Origin of the sequence: Rhizobium sp. AP16 (assembly GCF_000281735.1) — a bacterium.
In the GTDB taxonomy this organism is placed as follows: domain Bacteria; phylum Pseudomonadota; class Alphaproteobacteria; order Rhizobiales; family Rhizobiaceae; genus Rhizobium; species Rhizobium rhizogenes.
Genome location: NZ_AJVM01000001.1, coordinates 577,946 through 595,254, shown reverse-complemented (window position 1 = coordinate 595,254; position 17,309 = coordinate 577,946). Strand labels below are relative to the sequence as shown.

Below are 17,309 nucleotides of genomic sequence, written 5' to 3'. Positions count from 1 at the left end.
AGAGCCGTTTTTCAACAAATTCAATCCGTTAGTTACGGTTCCAAGTTCATGAGCTCAAACGTTTAACGGCTCGCGCGGCAATTCCTCATGCTCTCCCAGCTGATTGTTCCAAAATCAAGCTCTCGACGTCTTTTGTCGTCGGTAATGCGGTTCGCGCACCGACTGCTGACACGGCAATGCTTGCGGCCGCGCAGGCAAAGGCGAGGCTATCCTCAAGTGTGCGGCCGTTGAAGCAAGCGGCGAGGAAAGCGCCGTTGAAACAGTCGCCCGCACCTGTCGCATCGACCATTTTGACCGGAAAGGCCGGATGTTCGGCCGATGCGGTACGGCTGCAGGCGATAGCGCCGGCAGCACCCATGGTAACGACGACCAGTTGCGGTCCTTTGTCCAGGAGTGGGCGTATGGTTTCGACGGCGATGTCCGCGTCCGACGTCGCGCGAAAGCCGCCTTCATTCATGAAGACGATATCGGTGCATTCCAGCAAGGCATCAAGACGTTCGCGGGTCGGCGCAACAGCCGCCTCGATATCGATGGCAATGGCAACGCCGGCGGCACGCGCGAGGGCCGTGACCTGCCGGAACTCGGCAAGATCATAGGGCATGGCGTAAAGCAGCCGACTTTGCTGGAGCGCCGTCGAGAGCGCCACCTCGTCTATCGGTTCGCCAGGCATCGGCGCATAGACCAGAGCCTTTTCGCCGGAAGCATCGACGATGATCGTTGCCGCCGCCGTCGGCTGCTCGACGACGCGCAGGAATGTATTCGAGATACCAGCCTCTTCGTTGGCCGTCAGCAGCAGCTGGCCATCCGCATCGCGGCCGACGCGTCCAAAACCCGCGACACGAGCACCCAGCCGGCTCGCGGCGCAGGCAACGTTGGCGGCAGTACCGCCGGCAAAAGTGCCAAGACGGCGGCCGAGAAGTTTTTCGTCAGCCAGAGGCACCCGCGCGGTCTCGAAGACATAATCGATGTTCGGATCGCCATAGGCGAGCATATCGAAGGGGCGGTCGGCATTTTTCGTGAAGAATGTCGCGGGCTCGGTGCGGCTGTTAGCCATGGCTGGCATTCTCCAAGGCGATATCGGCCAATCCGGCCGCCAGGCTCTGCAAATGATACTCGGCATCATTGACCGCGATGAACTCGCGGTAAAGCATTTGCGGCAGCTTTGCCGTACCGGCCATGGCACCCGCCATCGCCCCGGCCATGGTGGCAACCGTGTCGGTGTCATTGCCCGCACTTGCCGCCAGCGCCACCGTGCGCAGCGGATCGCCCTTCGCATAGGCAAAAATGGCAATGGCCGTCGGTACGGATTCGCAAGCGAGCATTGACGCGCCGATGGCGGCATCAAGATCATAGAGAAACCGACGGCCATCCGTGGTGCGTGCTGCAATCTCCAGTGCCATATCCAGCCGGGTCGAAAAACGCGGACCCGGCGGCACGCGCGCATGTTCGGCCGCCAGTCGCGCGCCGATCACACCGCCCTCTCGGCAAGCCTGGATGACTGCGCCGGTATCGCGCTCCACAAGGGCCATGGCTGTGCCTGCGGCAATCGCGCAGGCTGACGCAATAGCAACATCGGTGTCATGCGACGGCAGGCACGTCACCAGCGCCTGTTCGCAAGCAGCAGCGATATTGCCAGGATGCACGAGACCGGCGGGGGCAACGCGCATGGCGGCGCCATTAGTATTGCCCATGGCCGGCAACTTGCGTTTGGATGTACCGACGACGCCGACACGGTCCAGGCTCTCTCCTGCCCGCAAGGCGGCGACGATCGCCGCTGTCGTCGGGCCCATGAAGCCCGCCTTCGGCGACGTGTCGGCCCAATCAAGCAGGCAGGCGATCCAGCCCCTCTGATCGAGACGCCCGCCGGCCTTTATCAAAGCACGGGCGAGATAATACATCTGACTGGCATCGTCCGTGACCTCGCCGCGCTTACCGCTATTGGCGCCCGCGAATGTATCCGGTGTCGGCTCCTCGAAGCGTTCAGCGAGGCCGCCGTAACGCGCGAAAATCTCATCTATCCCCCAAAGCTCCGTCGGCGCGCCGAGCGCATCGCCAATACCGGCGAGCGCAAGAGAGGCGAGGATCGGATCGTAATACTTGTTTGTTGTCATCCCTTGTCCGTTTCTTATTGTTTATTTTGTGAAAACTCTCGGCATCAGGTGTGGCGCAAAGCGCCCGCTGCCCGGGTGATCCGTCTGGCTATTCGGCGTCTCTGCTGGATGTTGAAGAACACCAGAGCGAGGATGGTCAGCGCCGGCGGGATCATGAAGACGATTTGGCTCGGCACATTGTAGCTGCCAAGCTGAGCGGCAAACACGGTAGATGCACCGAAGACGACAGCCGCAATTAGCGTGCCGAGCGGGCGGCGACCGCCGAGAAACACCGCAGCCAGAGCTAGGAAACCACGCCCGCCAATCATGTCGGCCTGGAACAGGGTGAGATAGCCCATGCTCAGGAACACACCGCCAAGGCTAGCCAGTAGCCCACTCAACAACAGCGCCGCATACTGCACGCGCTTGACCGAGATGCCGGCGGCAAGGGCCGCATCCGGGTTCTCCCCGACGGCACGAAGCCTCAGCCCGAAACGGGTGCGATAGAGCAATAGCGACAAGAGCGGTGTGGCGAGAAGCGCTGCGTAGACGACAATGTTGTGGCCGGCAAAGCCGTCACCGTTCAAGATCGTCCCGATGACCGGGATGTTGTTGACCAAGGGAACATGCAGCGACGGCAAGGCGTAGCTGGTCAAGGTCGCGGTCGAGCCTTTATCGCCGGTGATCGAGACGAGCAGGAAAACCGTCAGACCGGAAGCCAGAATATTGATGCCGACGCCAGCAACGATGATGTCGGCGCCCAGCTCAAGGTGAAATACCGCGAGCAGTCCGGCGATCATGCCGCCCGCGAGCAGTCCGGCAAGGCAACCGATCCACGGATGCAGCCAGAGCGGTGCTTCGGGAAACCAAATCGCCGAATAGGCCGACGCGACGACGCCGAAGAAGGCGGCCACCAGCATGATACCTTCCAGCGCGATGTTGACGCTGCCGGCAAGGTCAGAAATCAGGCCGCCAAAGGCGGATAGGATGATCGGCGCGGAGGCCCTCAATATGGCGGCAAGCAGCGTTCCAAGGAATGTGCCCCAAAGGACGAGTTCGGTGCTCATATACGCACCTCCTTCCCGGCCCTAGCCGATGATCGCGCCCGCAGCCAGCCTGTCAGCAGAGCCGGGCCGAAGCGCTCGGCAATGACGAACAGGATGATGAAGGCCTGAATGATCATGACCATCTCGCGCGTGACATCGGAGTTGCGCTCCATCACCTGCGCCCCGATCCGGAGATAGGCATAGAGGATCGCCACGATCGGAATGACGAGCGGATTGTTGCGGGCAAGCAGCGCCACGACGATGCCTTCGAAGCCGAGACCCGGCGTCAGATCGACCGGCAGGGCTTTCAGAAGCGCATTCGATGTATGGAAGCCGGCAAGACCGGCGAAGATGCCGCCGAAGGCCATGGAGAGTGCCGTCGCGCGTTTCACGGGGATGCCGGCCTGTTCGGCAAATCGCGAATTCTCGCCGACAAGGGTGATCTCGTAGCCGGCCGTCGTCCGATTGATCAGGAACCAAGCGGCCACGGCGGCCAGTATCGCCACAAAACCCATGACCGTCACATTGGTGCGGGCGAGTAGCGCCGTCAGCACCGCCGCGTCTGGCAATGGCGGCGTGGTGATGAAACCGGCGGATTGGTCGCGGAGCCAATAGGTGATGACCAGGCGATAGAACTGCACGGCGATGACGTTCAGCATCAGGGTAGTGACGATCTCGCTGGCGCCGAAGCGGGCTTTCAGCACGCCCGGCAGCAGACCCCAGAGGAAACCGGTCGTCATCGCCGCCAGGCAGGCAGCGGGAATGACGATGATCGCCGGGCCGCCCAGCGCAAGACTGACGGCCGCGGCTGCGATCGCGCCGAGGAAAAGCTGACCATCCGCGCCCATGGAGAATTGCCGGGCGCGAAAGGGAATCGCAACGGCAAGACCGAGCAACGTCAAGGTGGTCGCGTCTTCAAGCAATGAGCCCAGCCGGGTCATCCGGCGGACGGTGAACTGTCCCGCGCTGTTCCAGCCGAAATCCGGCCATGCGCCGGTGAGCAGCGCACCATAGGCCTTCAACGGCTCGGCGCTGACCAGAGCCGTCAGCACGAAACCACAGCCGAGAGCGGCGACGAGTACGAAGACGAGGCGCAGGATCTGAGTGCCGAGGCCGGAGGCAGAGCTTGACGATGCACTCATGCAATTGCCTCCAATGGATCGGAGGCAAAGGCGGCGTCGAGCGTCGCTGCCGCATGCGGCTGACGCTTCAGGCCGGTCATATAGAGACCGATCTCGCGTTGATCGGCCGTGTCGGCACGAACATGCGCAACGATCTCCCCCTTGAAAAGCACGGCGATCCGATCGGAAAGGCTCAAGATTTCCTCCAGGTCGGCGGAGATCAACAGCACGGCCGCGCCGCGATCGCGCAGTGCCACCAGTTCGTCCCGCAGCGAGCCGGCAGCACCGACGTCGACGCCGCGCGTCGGTTGCGCGGCGACGAGGAATTTCGGCTCGCCCGATATTTCGCGCGCCATGACGACCTTTTGCATATTGCCGCCGGAAAGCGCGCCGACTGGCGTCTTGGCTGAGGCTGTCTTGATCTCGAATTGCTTGATCAGATCCTTGGCCCATTTGCCGATCGTGCCGGTCTTCAAGCAGCCGAAGGCGGAGAAAGACGGTTGGTAGTAGGTGGTCGCGACGACGTTGTTCTCGATGTCGAGATTGACCGCGACACCCTCGGTCAGACGATCCTCGGGAACCGTCGCCACACCGGATTTCCGCGCGACCCGAACGCCCCGGCCGGTAAAGGTCACGCCATCGAGGTCACCTGTTCCCGCATGCGGCGCGGCCAGTCCGCTCAGGACGCGTGCCAGCGAATTCTGCCCATTGCCTTCCACGCCGGCAATGCCGACAATCTCGCCGCCGGCGACATCGAAATTGATATCGGACAGACGCACGCTGCCCTGCGCGTTGACATAACCAAGCTGGCGCACCCGCACGCGCGGCTGCCGATCGCGCGCATCGACACGCTTGACGACCTGCGGCGCCAATGGCCGGCCGACCATCATTTCGGCAATGGTCCTGTGATCGATGTCGGCGGTATCGGCATACCCGGTCACGCGGCCATCGCGCAGCACCGTCAGCCGGTCGGAGATCGCCTTCACCTCTGAAAGCTTGTGGGTGATAACAATGACCGTAACGCCCGATGCCACCAGTCGGCGGATCGCCGCGAACAGCTCGTCCGTCTCCTGCGGTGTGAGAACGGCGGTCGGTTCATCCATCAGCAAGATCTGCGCGCCGCGATAAAGTGTCTTGAGGATCTCGGTGCGCTGCTGCATCCCGATCGAAACATCCCCCACTCGTGCAGTCGGATCGACATCGAGCCCGAAGGATTTAGCCAATTGCTGGACCGCCGCAACGGCAGCGTCCCGGTTCAAGAGCCCGCCTCGTCCGGCTGGCTCCTGACCGAGCACGACATTCTCGGCGATGGTAAAGGAGGGCACGAGGTTCAGATGCTGCGCGACCATGCCGATGCCGGCGGCAATTGCCTGGCTTGGATGGGTAAAATGACGCTCAATGCCGTCAACAAGGATCGTGCCGGCGCTCGGCTGGATCAGGCCGTAGATCATCTTCATGATCGTCGACTTACCGGCGCCGTTCTCGCCGCAGATCGCGTGAATCTCCCCGCGCTCGATCGTCAGCGACACGTCCTCATTCGCCAGGGTGCCATTGCCATAGCGCTTGCTGATATTGCGCAGCTCTATGGCTGGCGCCGTTCTGTCGGCGCCAGAAGGATGATGCTCCATCGAAAGAAGCTCCTCGCAAGAGATGAAACCACACCCTATCAGAAGGCGGTCGGAACCTTCACCTTGCCGGCGATGATATCAGCCTCGACCTTGTCGACCTCGCTCATGACAGCCGGCGGAACGATGGCTTGGGTGAACTTGTTGTCCGCCAGACCGATCGCGCCTTCCTTGAGGCCAAGCGATTCCGCCGTGCCGAGCGGCAGCTTCCCGTCCTTCATCAGGGAGATCGAGCGGACGACAGTATTGTCGACATTCTTCATCACCGACGTGACGATGCGCTTGGCCGTGTCCGGACGGGAGGTTTCGTAGATCAGAGCCTGATCGGAATCGACACCGATGGCATACCGTCCGGCCTCGGCCGCCGCCTCTATGACGCCTTGTCCGGTCGCGCCGGCGACCTGGAAGACGATACTGGCGCCCTGGCCGAACTGCGCCTTGGCGACCTCCTTGCCGGTGGCCGGATCACTGAAGGAATTGGCATATTGCTTCAATACCTTGACATCGGGCAGAACGGATTTGGCCCCGGCCTCGTAGCCGACCAGGAAATCATCGATAACGGGGATCTGCATGGCACCGACGGTGCCCAATGGGCTATCGGCGGCGATATCGGCAATACCCGCTTGCGTCAGACGTGCGGACAGGACACCAGCCAGATAGGCCCCCTCATTCTGTCGGAAGAGAATGGAATAGACATTGCCGCATTTGCACTTGGAATAGTCCACCGCGCCGTCAAAAAGGATGAAGCGGATATCAGGAAATTGTGGTGCGATCTTCTCGACCATGGGCACCATCGTATAGGTGCCGAGCACGATCGTATCGTAGTCACCACCTTCGGCGAGGTCGATGATCGCGCTTTCCCAGCGGGTCGGATCGACACCGCCTTCAACCGTCTGGATCGAAACCGACAGCTCCTTCTTGACGCGCTGAATGCCGCGCTCCGCCGAGTCGAAGAAGGATTTGTCGCCGAGTGTGCCGTTGACGAAATAGACAATGTTCTGCGGCGGCCGGTTAAGGTCCTCCGCATGGCCCACCGTCATCGCGGCAAGGACCATGCCTCCAGACAAAGCAATAGCACGCATGCGCCGCAGAGCGGCGCCCAATCTGATCATTCCCATAATGTAACCCTCTGAGGTTGCTCTATTTTTATTTTTGACTGAATTTGTTGACGCGTGTCGTGTAGCGATAGCTCGACACGTATTTCATCTCGCAATATTCCATCGGCTGCCTGCGCTCGGAAAGCGTGATGCGCTCGCACAACAGAAGGGGGGCGCCGATGGCTACGCCGAGCTGGGTCGCATCCTCGGCATTCGCCGCAACCGAGCTGAGACTTTCAAGGCCCTCCGCCGCGTTTAGACCAAAACGATTGCTCAGCAGCCTGTAGAGCGACCCCGACCGAACCAGATCTTCGGCCGTAAAGGCGCCGCCCGGTGGAAGCGCCAGATAGGTATCGTGAATGCCGACCGGAGCACCGTCGATGGTGCGAATGCGCTTCACGCGCGTGATTATCTGGCGCGGCTCGATCTTGAGAACGCCCGCAATCGCGAGGTTGGCCGGTGCCTGCTCAACGAGGATAATGGCCTGACCGGCAACGCCACCGCGCTTTTCGGTGTCCTGCGAGAAGCTGTCGAGAAACCGCGACATTTCCCTGACCGACGACGGCGCGACGAATGTTCCTCGGCCATGTTCACTATAGAGCAGCCCCTGCTCTTCCAGCAGCCGGACGGCCTTGCGCACCGTGTCCCGGCTCATCGCATAGTGAACCGCGATATCACGCTCCGAAGGCAAAAGCTCGTTCGAGCCTCGCGAACCACTCTCGATTTCCGTCCTGAGCTTGGCCGCCAATTGCCGGTAAAGCGGCGCGCTTGACTGGATCACTGCCGACCCCGCCAGTTCAAGATCGCCCGTTTCGTCCAGCAAGTCTGACATCGCATCCAGTTCCGAAGTGACCTTCGATACAACTATATGGTACGTACCAGTGTGTCAACAAAAATTCACAAATCTGTCCTTTTCCAACCGTCCATGACCAAATTGACATATCTGGTACGTACCAATATGCTTCTGAGAAGCTTACATGCACGGGCACATGCTCGCACGAACAACAAATCGAGGAACATCCATGGCTCAGACCCCTGCCTTTATCGCCTTCACCGGATTAGATGACCCGAAACTCATCGGCGATCTGCAGAGTCTTTCAGTACGCTATCCCATTGAGTGGGGCATGCTTATCGATGATGCGCAGGAGGAAAAAACGCTGTTTCCGGATGCGGTAGCACGCAAAGCTTTTCTAACAGCAGGAAACCTGCGGCTCGCCGCCCATGTCTGTGGCGCGGAGGCATCAAAGATCGCCAACGCGCCCGACACCGTAACGCTCGACCTCACAGGCTTTCAACGCATTCAGGTCAATCACAGCTTCTCCGGCAGTTCACCCGCACAGGTCGACAATACCTGGCGCTTTGGTCGTCGGCTGGGCGTACGGATCATGCTTCAATGCAAGAATGCCTTTCCGGATGAAACTCGCCTGGACTGGCTGTTTGATACGTCTTTCGGCACCGGAACTGCGCCAAAGGCATGGCCGGCGCTTCCCAAAAACGGACCATTTTGCGGCTACTCCGGTGGCATAAAGCCAGAAAACGTTGCCGACGTCATTACAACCATAAGCGCATCTGCCAACGATCTATACTGGATCGATATGGAATCGGGTATCCGCACGAATGGCTGGCTCGACCTGGACAAATGCGAGGCTGTCTGCAAGGCGGTCTATGGATAATCGAGATTTTTGGCCGGAGAGCTTCACCTATTTGATCAGCGATCGCCACCCGAGCCTGAGCGGCATCTAGCCAGCCTATTGTCTGAGAAGACGCAAAGCATCCGCGTGAAGCTTTGGCGTAGCGGTCGCAAGAATTTGACCATCCGAATGAATGGACAGTGGATTTCCCTGCCAATCCGTAATGCAGCCTCCCGCGCCCTCGACCACCGGGACGAGAGCCATGTAATCGTAAGGCTGCAAACCGGTTTCCAGCGCGATGTCGCAATATCCTGACGCCAGGAGACCGTAAATATAGCAATCGCCGCCGAACCTCCGCATTCTCGCTGCCCGTGACACTGTCTCGTAAGCATTGATTTCAGAACCGCGGAACATGTCAGGTGAGGTCGTGTAGAAACACGCCTCCGAAAGGCTTTCGCAACCGCTTGCAATGGCGGGCTTGCCGGCAAACAGCGTTTGGCCGGGCTTCGCCTGCCATCGCTCGCCGGTAGCGGGCACATCGATCAGGCCGCAGAAGGGCGTCTCCCGATATGTCAGCGATATGAGCGTGCCGAAGAGCGGGAAGCCCGTGATGAAGCTCTTGGTGCCATCGATCGGGTCGAGCACCCAGGTGAAGTCGTCGCCTTCCTTAACGCCCATTTCTTCGCCGTAGATTCCATGGGTCGGAAACCGAGCCTCGATCATGTCACGGATCTGCTTCTCGATCGTTCGATCGGCGATCGTGACCGGACTCTCGTCCAGCTTCGAGATGACATCGAGCGGGGTACGGAAATACGAGAGCGCAAGCGGTCTTGCCGCATCCGCAAGTTCATTTGCAAACGCGATGAAGGTATCGACTTCGCAGGTGGGAATATCGAGAAGGGACATTATAGGGCTTTCAGATGAAGCGGCCAACGCGGATCCTGGATGATCGAGCGGGCGCGCATGTGTTTCCAGATTCCGTACTTGTAGAAGTCGAAATCCAGCGTCGAAATCCTGTTCTGGACCATCGCCCAGGTGCTCCATTTGATGTCGGCCAGCGCCTTATGAACCATGAAGCGGGCGTGCTGGCCCTTGTCGTAACGGCCGAAGTATTCCTCGATAATAGTGCAGTCGATGTCCTCGGAGAAGAACATCTCGCCGCTCCAAATGGCGAGATCATAGAGCCGTTCATTGTTTGAGGCATACTCGAAGTCGATCAGCTTGATCGATTTGTCCGTGCCGATCAGATAATTGCCCGGCATCGGATCGTTGAAGCAGGGCACGAGGTCGAGGCCCGAAGCCTCAAGCGCTGCTCGTGCCTGGGTGTAGGACCGATACAGATAGTCGTGATCCAGTGGCCAGTAGCCTCCGAGGTCGCGGACCTGTTGGTAGTGCTCCTCGATCATGTCGAAGACGGTCTTCGTCAGCGGCAGCGCCGGAGCGGCATGGAATTGCTTGTAGACTCTTACTGCCTCCATGCGGATGGCTGGATCCGTGAAGTCCTTATGGGTCGACACGCGCCGGTCGTCGATGAATTCCGCGATCTCGATCTCGAGGTGATCGAGGTAATCGAAGGTCCGCGGCCCTATGCCGATGGTCTCGGCTTGCTTGCTGGCTGCCGCGGCGGCCTTCCGGTCGATAAACATTTCCGTTCCTCGCCCTGGGATCTTCAGGAAGTAGCCGCGTGGATCGCCTTCGACCTCGATCCGGAAGTTGGTGTTGCTGATGCCGCCCGAAACCGGCCGGTAGCGAAGGCGACGCCCTTTCCAGGGCTCCACCTGCACGATTGCGGCTTCGACCGCATGCTCGGCGTCCGTCCTTGCCATCCCCAGTTCGTTCATGTCTTTCGTTCCCCGCATATTCTTGTTGTCTAGATTGCCCGCAGACGGCTTTCGAAATCCGGATGTCCCAGAAGCATGCGGCAGCGCAGGAAGCGCCAGCCAGCATACTTCAGGAACTCCACACCGCTGGGCGGGGATCGCAGCTCAAGCACGAGGCTGCGCAATGCCCAATAGAGATCATCCGCTGCCGCATAGGCGCGGCAGCGATTGAAAGTCTTCTGCGAGAATCCACCGTCGTGCATTTCCAGAAGCGGCTTCATCTGGCTGTCGAATTGGTAGAGCTCGTTCATCTGGACGCCGAGCTGGTAATAGGGGTCCATATCGCCGGCCATGTCGAAGTCGACGAGCTGTATCGCGCCGTCCGGTCCGAGCATGACGTTCGAGGCGTGCGGATCGCCATGAGCGGGCTTGTAATCCACACCCGATGCTTCGATGGCGTCGCGGATCGGCCTCATCCAGCCCAGCATCCAGTCCGCGTCGCCGGGAAGCTCCCCACCGCCCGCCTTCACGATCGGCCAGAGTTGAGCGATGCCGGCGAACACCGACCACCGCCGACCGAACGGATTCCCGCCGGCGACGGCAGTCTGCATTCCGATCAGCCGCCTGACCGTGTCCGGATCCATGAGATCATCGATCTTGGCCGTGCGCCAATCGTCGCCGAGGCGGCGAGACAATGTTCCGCGGGTTAAGGGGTCGAAGTGGAGTGGCTCCGGAGAGATGCCCAGTGAATGAAGCTGCCTGGCTGCAGCGAAAGCCGTTTCGGCGTCGACGAAGTCGGCGACCTCATCAACACCAAGGCGCAGAAAGTATTCGGGCTCACCCCCTGACGCCGAAACATCGAAGCTTCTCGACTCGACCGCGTTGTAAGAAGGTGAAGCAACTGCTGGCCTCGAAGGCCTATAGGTTGGCGTGCCGCCATTCAGAACTGGGAAGGCTGACAGCGCCGTCACAACCCTGGCTTCGATTGGATTATCCGGTGTTCTGACTGCTCTCATTCGGCTGCCTCGCTGAATTGTGCTGCCTGCACTCCCTCGCTGGCGAGTCTGTAGAGCATGTCGGCCAGGATCTGGGTGCCAAGTGCCTGGTCCTCGGGCGACGTGTACTCCGTCGGATGGTGGATCACGCCATCCCTGCTCTGAACTGCAAGTACGACCGACGGGCAGGCATTCGATAGGGCGACGGCATCGTGACCGCCGATCGTATCGAGGTGACGGGATGTCTGGCCGTGGTTAGCCGCAGCGTCCTCCGCCAGCCTGATGAGGCCTGGAGCAAAACTGCCCGCCTTGCGGCGATCAATCGACCGCACCTCGTGGGTAACGCCGGCCTTCAGCGAGGCCTCTTCAATCTTCATCTTCATTTTGTGCTCGGCTTCGGCCAGAACCTCTGGCGAGCCGGAGCGCAGTTCTATGAACAGAACGGCTTCCGCAGGCACCACATTGGGCGAATTCGGGAAAACCTCGAGACGGCCGACGGATGTATGGAGGTCGAGGCCATGCTCGTTTGCGATATCTTTTAGATCGACAATCAGATAGGCGGCCGCCAGAACCGCATCCTTGCGCTGTGCCATCGGCGTCGCACCGGTATGGGCCTGCCGTCCGAGGAACGCCAGACGGTACTTAGTTGCACCCCAGTAGCGCGTAAAAATGCCGAAGCGTTCACCTGCGTCGAACAGGTGGCTGTCGCCCTCGATGTGCAGTTCAACGAGCAGGTCCGGTATCTCCACCTTGTCCTTGCCTGCATATCCAATCGCCTCGAGCGACTGACGCACGGTGACACCGTCACCGTCCGCGCGGTCGAGCGCCCAGTCAAGTTCGGCCACGCCGGTGAAGACGCTGCTTCCCAGCAAGCTCGGCTGGAAACGTGCGCCTTCCTCGTTCGTCCAGTTAACGACCTGGAAGTTGCAGGCCGACAACTTGTTCTCGGCCTTCAGCCTTTCCGAAACGGACAGAATAGCCTCGCAGGCCGCGATGACGCCGAAAGCTCCGTCGAAACGACCGCCGTTCGGCTGGCTGTCGATGTGCGAGCCTACCATGACGACAGGTGCGTTCGAACCAGCCAGCGTCACTTTGCCGAACTGGTTGCCGATCGCGTCGACGGCCAACTCGAAGCCGTTTTGCGAGAACCACTGCCCGAGCCAGTCGCGTGCTTGGCCATCCTCCTTGGAGAGCGTTAGGCGGGTCATGGCGCCGTCAGGACCGCCGCCGAATTTCGAGACGTCTTCCATCATTATCTGAAGACGCTTGGCGTTGATCGGAGCTTGAGAAGGGGAAGAGACGTCAGGCATGTATGATTTCCACGTTGGATTGATTGAAGTGATCAGAAAATTCCTTGGCGATAACGCCGCTGGTCACAACGGCATCGATCTCGTTGAGGGCAAGCGTATGGATGGAGCCAAGGCGACCGAATTTCGAGCTGTCGGCCACGATGACCGAGCGCTTGGCCTGGGTCCTTGCTATACGACGCAGGATGGCTTCATCCTCGCCAAAGTCCATAAAGCCGCGCTCAATATGAATGGCGCTGATCGCGATGATGGCCAAGTCGAAGAAGTGCTCTTTCAACGCTGCAATCGTCTCGTGCCCGTAGGTTGCCTGGTACTCGGGACGCAGCCGTCCGCCAAGAACCCGCACGCTGGCCTGCGGGACGCTGAAAAAATGGGAGGCGACCGCCAACGAGTTGCTGACGACGGTGATGTCCTTGCGAGCTTCCAGATGCTTCAGGCATGCGATAGTGGTCGTGCCGGTATCGATGAAGACTTTCATCCCATCTTCAACGAGCGCTGCGGCCGCCTCTCCGATGCGGGCCTTTTCACGGGCGCTGACGCGAAGACGCTCCGGAAACGGCTGGTCGCTTTCCTGCTGATCGATGACCGCGCCGCCATAGACCCGGCGCGCGTAGCCTCGCGTCTCAAGCTCCTTGAGGTCACGCCGGATAGATTCCTGGCTGACGTGGAGTTGATCGGCAAGGTCCTTCACGTGGACACGCTGGCTCTGCTTCAGCATATCGAGGATGACCTTTAGTCTATGTTCCGTGAAACTCATGGATGTCCCTTGAATCAAGAAGTTCACTCCGGCCTCGATGTGTCTGGGCCGGAACTGTGGCTATGCCGGAGAGAGCTGGCGCGCAGCAGTCTCGGTCACAGGTGCCTCGATAAGATGGCAGGCCGCGAAGTTCGCGCTGCCGCGCACGGTCAGGCTGGGGTGCAAAGCTCCACATTTTTCCATCGCACGAGGACAACGAGATTTGAAGGTGCAACCTGCTGGGATATTGATCGGGCTTGGCGGCTCGCCCTCGAGCAAACAGTCTTCAGGCTGATACCGCCGCTCTTCAAGGGTGGGCATCGCACTGAGAAGAGCCATCGTGTAGGGATGGCCGGGATCGAAGAACAGCCGCTCGTTATCGGCAAGCTCGAACAGCTCGCCGAGATACATGACCGCCACACGGTTGCACACCTTCCGGACCATCGCCAGATCGTGGGAGATGTAGATGTAGGTCAGATTGTACTCGCGCTGCAGCCTTTGAAAGAGATCTAGCAGCTTGAACTGCTCGGTTTGATCGAGCGCCGAAAGGGTCTCGTCCATGATCAGGATTTCCGGCTCGAGCACAAGCGCACGGGCAACGTTGATACGTTGACGTTGCCCCGCGCTCAGGCCGAGCGGCAGTTCTCCATAGAGTTCGGCCGGCAGCCCTACCTCACTCATGACTTTCAAAACACGCTCTCGAATCTTTGCTGCATCGCGCCATCCATGTGTGCGGAGAGGATCAGCAAGCATCTTGCCGATCGAGGTTCGAGGCGGAAGCGAGCCGAATGGATCTTGAAGAACCATCTGCAGCTTGTTCCGGAAGGAGAGAAGAGTCTTTCCCTTCAGGGCGCCGATATCTCTATCGCCGTGCAACACCTGCCCCCCACTTGGCATTTCCAGTCGTGACAGGAGCCGCATGAGTGTGGACTTGCCGCAACCCGACTCGCCTACGATCGCAAAACTGTCGCCGCGTCTGATATCGAACGAGACGTTGCGCACAGCGCGAACCAAATTGACGCCGCCAAAGCTGTTCTTCTTCTTAACCTTGTAGGTCTGCGACACATCGCGAAGGCTAAGCACGACTTCCTGCAGCTCACCGGGCGTCGTCGCCACGGCGCCGTCAACCCAGATTTTCGGGGTCTGCCCAACGAGCTCCTTCGTGTACGGATAAATCGGATGACTGATCAGCTTCTCGGTGGCCTGTTCCTCTACGATCCGGCCCGCTTCCATCACCAGAATGCGCGAACACGCCTCCCGTGCCACCGGCAGGGACGAAGAGACGAACAATACAGCCGTGTTGAAGCTGTCGGTCAATTCCTTCATGAGCCGGATAACCTGGGCGGCCACAGTGACATCGAGCGGCTGCGTGACATTGTCCGCGACGAGCAGCGCCGGATTGGTGATCAGCGCATCGACGATCAGAGCCCGCTGCATCATGCCGCCGGAAAATTGCGACGGATAGTCGTGGAAACGACTGCGTGCGGAAGGAATCCGGACCGCTTCCAACAATTCGATCACCCGCTTTTCGGCATCCGCCCTTGATGTACCTGGAATAACGGCCCGCATCTTTTCAACGATTTGAGCCCCGACCGGAAGGGTAGGATCGAGAGCTCCCATGGGATCGGCCCCGACATAGGATACCCGACGCCGCAGGACGCGCATCTCGCCCTCGTTCATGGCATAGATATCGCGGCCCTCGATCAGGACCCCGCCCGAGGTTCGTATCAGAGGCGCTTCCAGCCAGTTCACCACTGCTTTCGAGAGGACGGTCTTGCCCGCTCCGCTCGCTCCGACGATGCCAACAATCTCGCGAGGCGCGAGCGATAGGGAAACATTGTTCAGAATGATCCGTGGTGCGCTGGCTCGCCCCACCGCGACGGTCAGATTTTTGAGTTCCAACAGGGACGACGCCGTCATTCCGCACCTCCATGAATGCTGTTGCGCGCGCGTTCGAGCGAAGCACCAACGAGGTTGATGCTGGTCAATGTCAGGCCCAGAAAAATCCCGGGCATCGTAGCGATCCACCAGGCGTTCAAGAGATACTTGCGGCCGTCGGCTATGATGTTGCCGAAGGTTGGCGTCGGCGGTTGGACGCCGAGTCCGAGGAAGCCAAGGACTGACTCAAAGATCATCATTCGCGCAATATCGAGCACGGATGTGAAAAGAACCGGCGGCAGGAGCAAGGGAGCTAGCAGAGAGAGGATGATGCGGACGTCTGTCGAACCACTCAGCTTCGCGGCCCGCACGTACTCCCGCTGGCGCTCCGTCATAACGATGCTGCGCATGATGCGGGCGTAGATCGGCCAGCTCGATACGCCCAGAACGAGGATGATGGCCGGAATTGTCGGTCGGGAAACCCCGAGCACCGCAATTGCGAGGATGATCATGGGAATCGACAATTGTGCGTCTGTCAGACGCATAATGACGGTATCCGTCCGTCCGCCGAAATAGCCCGCGATTGTTCCAAGAGCACAGCCGATAAGCAGCGTCACGGCGACTGAGCTTACACCGATCAAGAAGGAGTACCGTAGGCCGACCAGCGACCGGACGAGCATGTCGCGACCAATCTGGTCGGTACCCAGCGGATGGATCCAGCTCCACTTGTCGCCGATGAACAACGGGCCGAACAGACGTGCTTTTACGTCCATCTTGGTAGGATCGATACCACTCAGTTCCGGATAGGTCGCTGTTGCGACTGCAAGGAGGATGAATATTACCAGCCCGATCTTGAAACCGGGTGTCGCGGTCGCGCGGTGGATGATGCGGCTCGCGAGCGAACGCGACACTTCTTTTTGGGGAACGGGAGTGCTGGTTGAAGTCATGACGGCCATCAGTATTCGAGCCTCGGGTCGATGAGGGTTGCAACGAGATCAACTGCGATGTTGATCAGCACGAAGATCGCGCTGGTGACGATTGCAATGCCCTGAATGAGTGGAAAATCGCGCTGCAGCACCGCGTTGATGGTCAACAGGCCGAGACCTGGGTAGTCGAAGATGTACTCGACGATGATAACTCCGCCGAGGAGGCCGGAGAACTGGACGCCGAGCAGGTTGAGCAGGGGGACAGAGGCGTTGCGAAGCACATGGTTGGCGATGATCCGTGTTCTGCTCAAGCCGCGGACACGGCCGACCAAAGCATAAGATTCCATCATCTGCGTTGACACTGAGGTCACCAGCGTCCGGATCAGGACCGGAGACAATTCCACAGCGAGTACGATGGCCGGCAGGATCGTGTAGCTGAAACCACCATAGCCAATTGCCGGCAGCCATCCGAGTTTCACAGAGAGCAACAGCGCCAGGACGATACCCAGCCAGAAGTTTGGCAGGGAGATAAATATCGAGGAGATGTAAAACGCCAGTTTGTCAGGCCAACGTCCAATCGCAAGGCCACCCGCGATACCGATGATCGACGAGAAAACGAGAGCAATGACCAGGGTGACGGCGGCCAACTGGAGCGTCATTGGAAGTGCGTCGACGATGAGATCGAGCACCTTTGCACGTTCGCCACGCGTCGTGTCGTTAAAGGACGAGCCGCCCGTCGCTGCGCCATTCGCTGGGCGCACGAAAGACTGACCGAGATCGCCCCGTACCACACCGCCCATATAGCGTCCAAACTGCACGATGATCGGGTCGCGCAGACCCATGTCCTTGGCGATCTTTTCGATCAACTCTTCGGGTGCCATGCCACCCGCCATAAGGCGCACAGGATCGCCCGGAACAACACGCAGCAGGGTGAAGATCAGCAATGAAACAACGAAGATGATGCCAACGCCCTGGATCAGCCGCCTCACCAAAAAACTCAACGCGAACATCAATCCGCTCCACTTCGAAAGTCAGGG

The 17,309-nt window shown here is 59.7% G+C and carries 16 protein-coding genes; 1 reads left to right on the top strand and 15 read right to left on the bottom strand.

Annotated elements, in window-relative coordinates:
- Positions 1-85: 85 nt before the first annotated feature.
- The 7 genes from PMI03_RS02675 to PMI03_RS02645 all read right to left on the bottom strand — a co-directional run bounded on the left by PMI03_RS02675 (position 86) and on the right by PMI03_RS02645 (position 7,811).
- Positions 86-1,054, bottom strand: a complete 969-nt coding sequence (locus PMI03_RS02675) for a carbohydrate kinase family protein (protein ID WP_007689580.1) — start codon at positions 1,052-1,054, stop codon at positions 86-88.
- Positions 1,047-2,111: an ADP-ribosylglycohydrolase family protein gene (locus PMI03_RS02670; RefSeq protein WP_007689578.1), complete on the bottom strand. Its 1,065-nt coding sequence runs from the start codon at positions 2,109-2,111 to the stop codon at positions 1,047-1,049. Before PMI03_RS02670 ends, PMI03_RS02675 begins: the two co-directional genes overlap by 8 nt.
- Positions 2,112-2,155: 44 nt before the next feature.
- A complete protein-coding gene (locus PMI03_RS02665) occupies positions 2,156-3,157 on the bottom strand; it encodes an ABC transporter permease (protein WP_007689576.1) in 1,002 nt (333 codons plus the stop codon).
- Positions 3,154-4,278 (bottom strand): ABC transporter permease, encoded by a 1,125-nt coding sequence (locus PMI03_RS02660; protein WP_007689574.1) that lies wholly within the window; start codon positions 4,276-4,278, stop codon positions 3,154-3,156. Before PMI03_RS02660 ends, PMI03_RS02665 begins: the two co-directional genes overlap by 4 nt.
- Entirely contained in the window at positions 4,275-5,885 is a 1,611-nt protein-coding gene (locus PMI03_RS02655) for an ABC transporter ATP-binding protein (RefSeq protein ID WP_007689572.1), read from the bottom strand. The genes PMI03_RS02660 and PMI03_RS02655 overlap by 4 nt, the downstream gene beginning before the upstream one ends.
- Before the next feature lie 38 nt (positions 5,886-5,923).
- Positions 5,924-6,937 (bottom strand): BMP family ABC transporter substrate-binding protein, encoded by a 1,014-nt coding sequence (locus tag PMI03_RS02650; protein WP_309574307.1) that lies wholly within the window; start codon positions 6,935-6,937, stop codon positions 5,924-5,926.
- A gap of 91 nt (positions 6,938-7,028) precedes the next feature.
- Positions 7,029-7,811 (bottom strand): GntR family transcriptional regulator, encoded by a 783-nt coding sequence (locus tag PMI03_RS02645; RefSeq protein WP_007689568.1) that lies wholly within the window; start codon positions 7,809-7,811, stop codon positions 7,029-7,031.
- Positions 7,812-8,001: 190 nt separating this feature from the next.
- Here PMI03_RS02645 and PMI03_RS02640 point away from each other — a divergent pair, with 190 nt between their 5' ends.
- Positions 8,002-8,652: a phosphoribosylanthranilate isomerase gene (locus PMI03_RS02640; protein ID WP_007689567.1), complete on the top strand. Its 651-nt coding sequence runs from the start codon at positions 8,002-8,004 to the stop codon at positions 8,650-8,652.
- Between the two features lie 75 nt (positions 8,653-8,727).
- Here the strand turns inward: PMI03_RS02640 and hisN are convergent, their stop codons facing one another.
- Genes hisN through PMI03_RS02600 form a run of 8 tightly spaced genes read right to left on the bottom strand, consistent with a single transcriptional unit; the run spans position 8,728 to position 17,282 of the window.
- Entirely contained in the window at positions 8,728-9,516 is a 789-nt protein-coding gene (hisN, locus tag PMI03_RS02635) for a histidinol-phosphatase (protein WP_007689566.1), read from the bottom strand.
- On the bottom strand, positions 9,516-10,451 hold the full coding sequence (locus tag PMI03_RS02630; RefSeq protein ID WP_007689565.1) for a choline/ethanolamine kinase family protein: 936 nt from the start codon (positions 10,449-10,451) through the stop codon (positions 9,516-9,518). Before PMI03_RS02630 ends, hisN begins: the two co-directional genes overlap by 1 nt.
- Before the next feature lie 29 nt (positions 10,452-10,480).
- Positions 10,481-11,446 (bottom strand): phosphotransferase, encoded by a 966-nt coding sequence (locus PMI03_RS02625; RefSeq protein WP_007689564.1) that lies wholly within the window; start codon positions 11,444-11,446, stop codon positions 10,481-10,483.
- Positions 11,443-12,735, bottom strand: a complete 1,293-nt coding sequence (locus PMI03_RS02620) for a Zn-dependent hydrolase (protein ID WP_007689563.1) — start codon at positions 12,733-12,735, stop codon at positions 11,443-11,445. The genes PMI03_RS02625 and PMI03_RS02620 overlap by 4 nt, the downstream gene beginning before the upstream one ends.
- Entirely contained in the window at positions 12,728-13,489 is a 762-nt protein-coding gene (locus PMI03_RS02615; RefSeq protein WP_007689562.1) for a DeoR/GlpR family DNA-binding transcription regulator, read from the bottom strand. Before PMI03_RS02615 ends, PMI03_RS02620 begins: the two co-directional genes overlap by 8 nt.
- 60 nt (positions 13,490-13,549) lie before the next feature.
- Positions 13,550-15,388 carry an ABC transporter ATP-binding protein gene (locus PMI03_RS02610; RefSeq protein ID WP_007689561.1) on the bottom strand — a complete coding sequence of 613 codons (1,839 nt, stop codon included), beginning with the start codon at positions 15,386-15,388 and terminating at the stop codon, positions 13,550-13,552.
- Complete coding sequence (locus PMI03_RS02605) at positions 15,385-16,302, bottom strand: ABC transporter permease (protein WP_007689560.1); 918 nt, start codon at positions 16,300-16,302, stop codon at positions 15,385-15,387. Before PMI03_RS02605 ends, PMI03_RS02610 begins: the two co-directional genes overlap by 4 nt.
- Positions 16,302-17,282 carry an ABC transporter permease gene (locus tag PMI03_RS02600; protein ID WP_007689559.1) on the bottom strand — a complete coding sequence of 327 codons (981 nt, stop codon included), beginning with the start codon at positions 17,280-17,282 and terminating at the stop codon, positions 16,302-16,304. The genes PMI03_RS02605 and PMI03_RS02600 overlap by 1 nt, the downstream gene beginning before the upstream one ends.
- Positions 17,283-17,309: the final 27 nt, after the last annotated feature.

What these genes read in the sequence shown, in the direction of transcription:
- PMI03_RS02615 (WP_007689562.1), bottom strand. Translation starts at nt 13,489, where the DNA reads ATGAGTTTCACGGAACATAGACTAAAGGTCATCCTCGATATGCTGAAG.
- PMI03_RS02620 (WP_007689563.1), bottom strand. Translation starts at nt 12,735, where the DNA reads ATGCCTGACGTCTCTTCCCCTTCTCAAGCTCCGATCAACGCCAAGCGT.
- PMI03_RS02665 (WP_007689576.1), bottom strand. Translation starts at nt 3,157, where the DNA reads ATGAGCACCGAACTCGTCCTTTGGGGCACATTCCTTGGAACGCTGCTT.
- PMI03_RS02630 (WP_007689565.1), bottom strand. Translation starts at nt 10,451, where the DNA reads ATGAACGAACTGGGGATGGCAAGGACGGACGCCGAGCATGCGGTCGAA.
- hisN (WP_007689566.1), bottom strand. Translation starts at nt 9,516, where the DNA reads ATGTCCCTTCTCGATATTCCCACCTGCGAAGTCGATACCTTCATCGCG.
- PMI03_RS02675 (WP_007689580.1), bottom strand. Translation starts at nt 1,054, where the DNA reads ATGGCTAACAGCCGCACCGAGCCCGCGACATTCTTCACGAAAAATGCC.
- PMI03_RS02610 (WP_007689561.1), bottom strand. Translation starts at nt 15,388, where the DNA reads ATGACGGCGTCGTCCCTGTTGGAACTCAAAAATCTGACCGTCGCGGTG.
- PMI03_RS02660 (WP_007689574.1), bottom strand. Translation starts at nt 4,278, where the DNA reads ATGAGTGCATCGTCAAGCTCTGCCTCCGGCCTCGGCACTCAGATCCTG.
- PMI03_RS02605 (WP_007689560.1), bottom strand. Translation starts at nt 16,302, where the DNA reads ATGGCCGTCATGACTTCAACCAGCACTCCCGTTCCCCAAAAAGAAGTG.
- PMI03_RS02600 (WP_007689559.1), bottom strand. Translation starts at nt 17,282, where the DNA reads ATGTTCGCGTTGAGTTTTTTGGTGAGGCGGCTGATCCAGGGCGTTGGC.
- PMI03_RS02650 (WP_309574307.1), bottom strand. Translation starts at nt 6,937, where the DNA reads ATGGTCCTTGCCGCGATGACGGTGGGCCATGCGGAGGACCTTAACCGG.
- PMI03_RS02640 (WP_007689567.1), top strand. Translation starts at nt 8,002, where the DNA reads ATGGCTCAGACCCCTGCCTTTATCGCCTTCACCGGATTAGATGACCCG.
- PMI03_RS02655 (WP_007689572.1), bottom strand. Translation starts at nt 5,885, where the DNA reads ATGGAGCATCATCCTTCTGGCGCCGACAGAACGGCGCCAGCCATAGAG.
- PMI03_RS02625 (WP_007689564.1), bottom strand. Translation starts at nt 11,446, where the DNA reads ATGAGAGCAGTCAGAACACCGGATAATCCAATCGAAGCCAGGGTTGTG.
- PMI03_RS02670 (WP_007689578.1), bottom strand. Translation starts at nt 2,111, where the DNA reads ATGACAACAAACAAGTATTACGATCCGATCCTCGCCTCTCTTGCGCTC.
- PMI03_RS02645 (WP_007689568.1), bottom strand. Translation starts at nt 7,811, where the DNA reads ATGTCAGACTTGCTGGACGAAACGGGCGATCTTGAACTGGCGGGGTCG.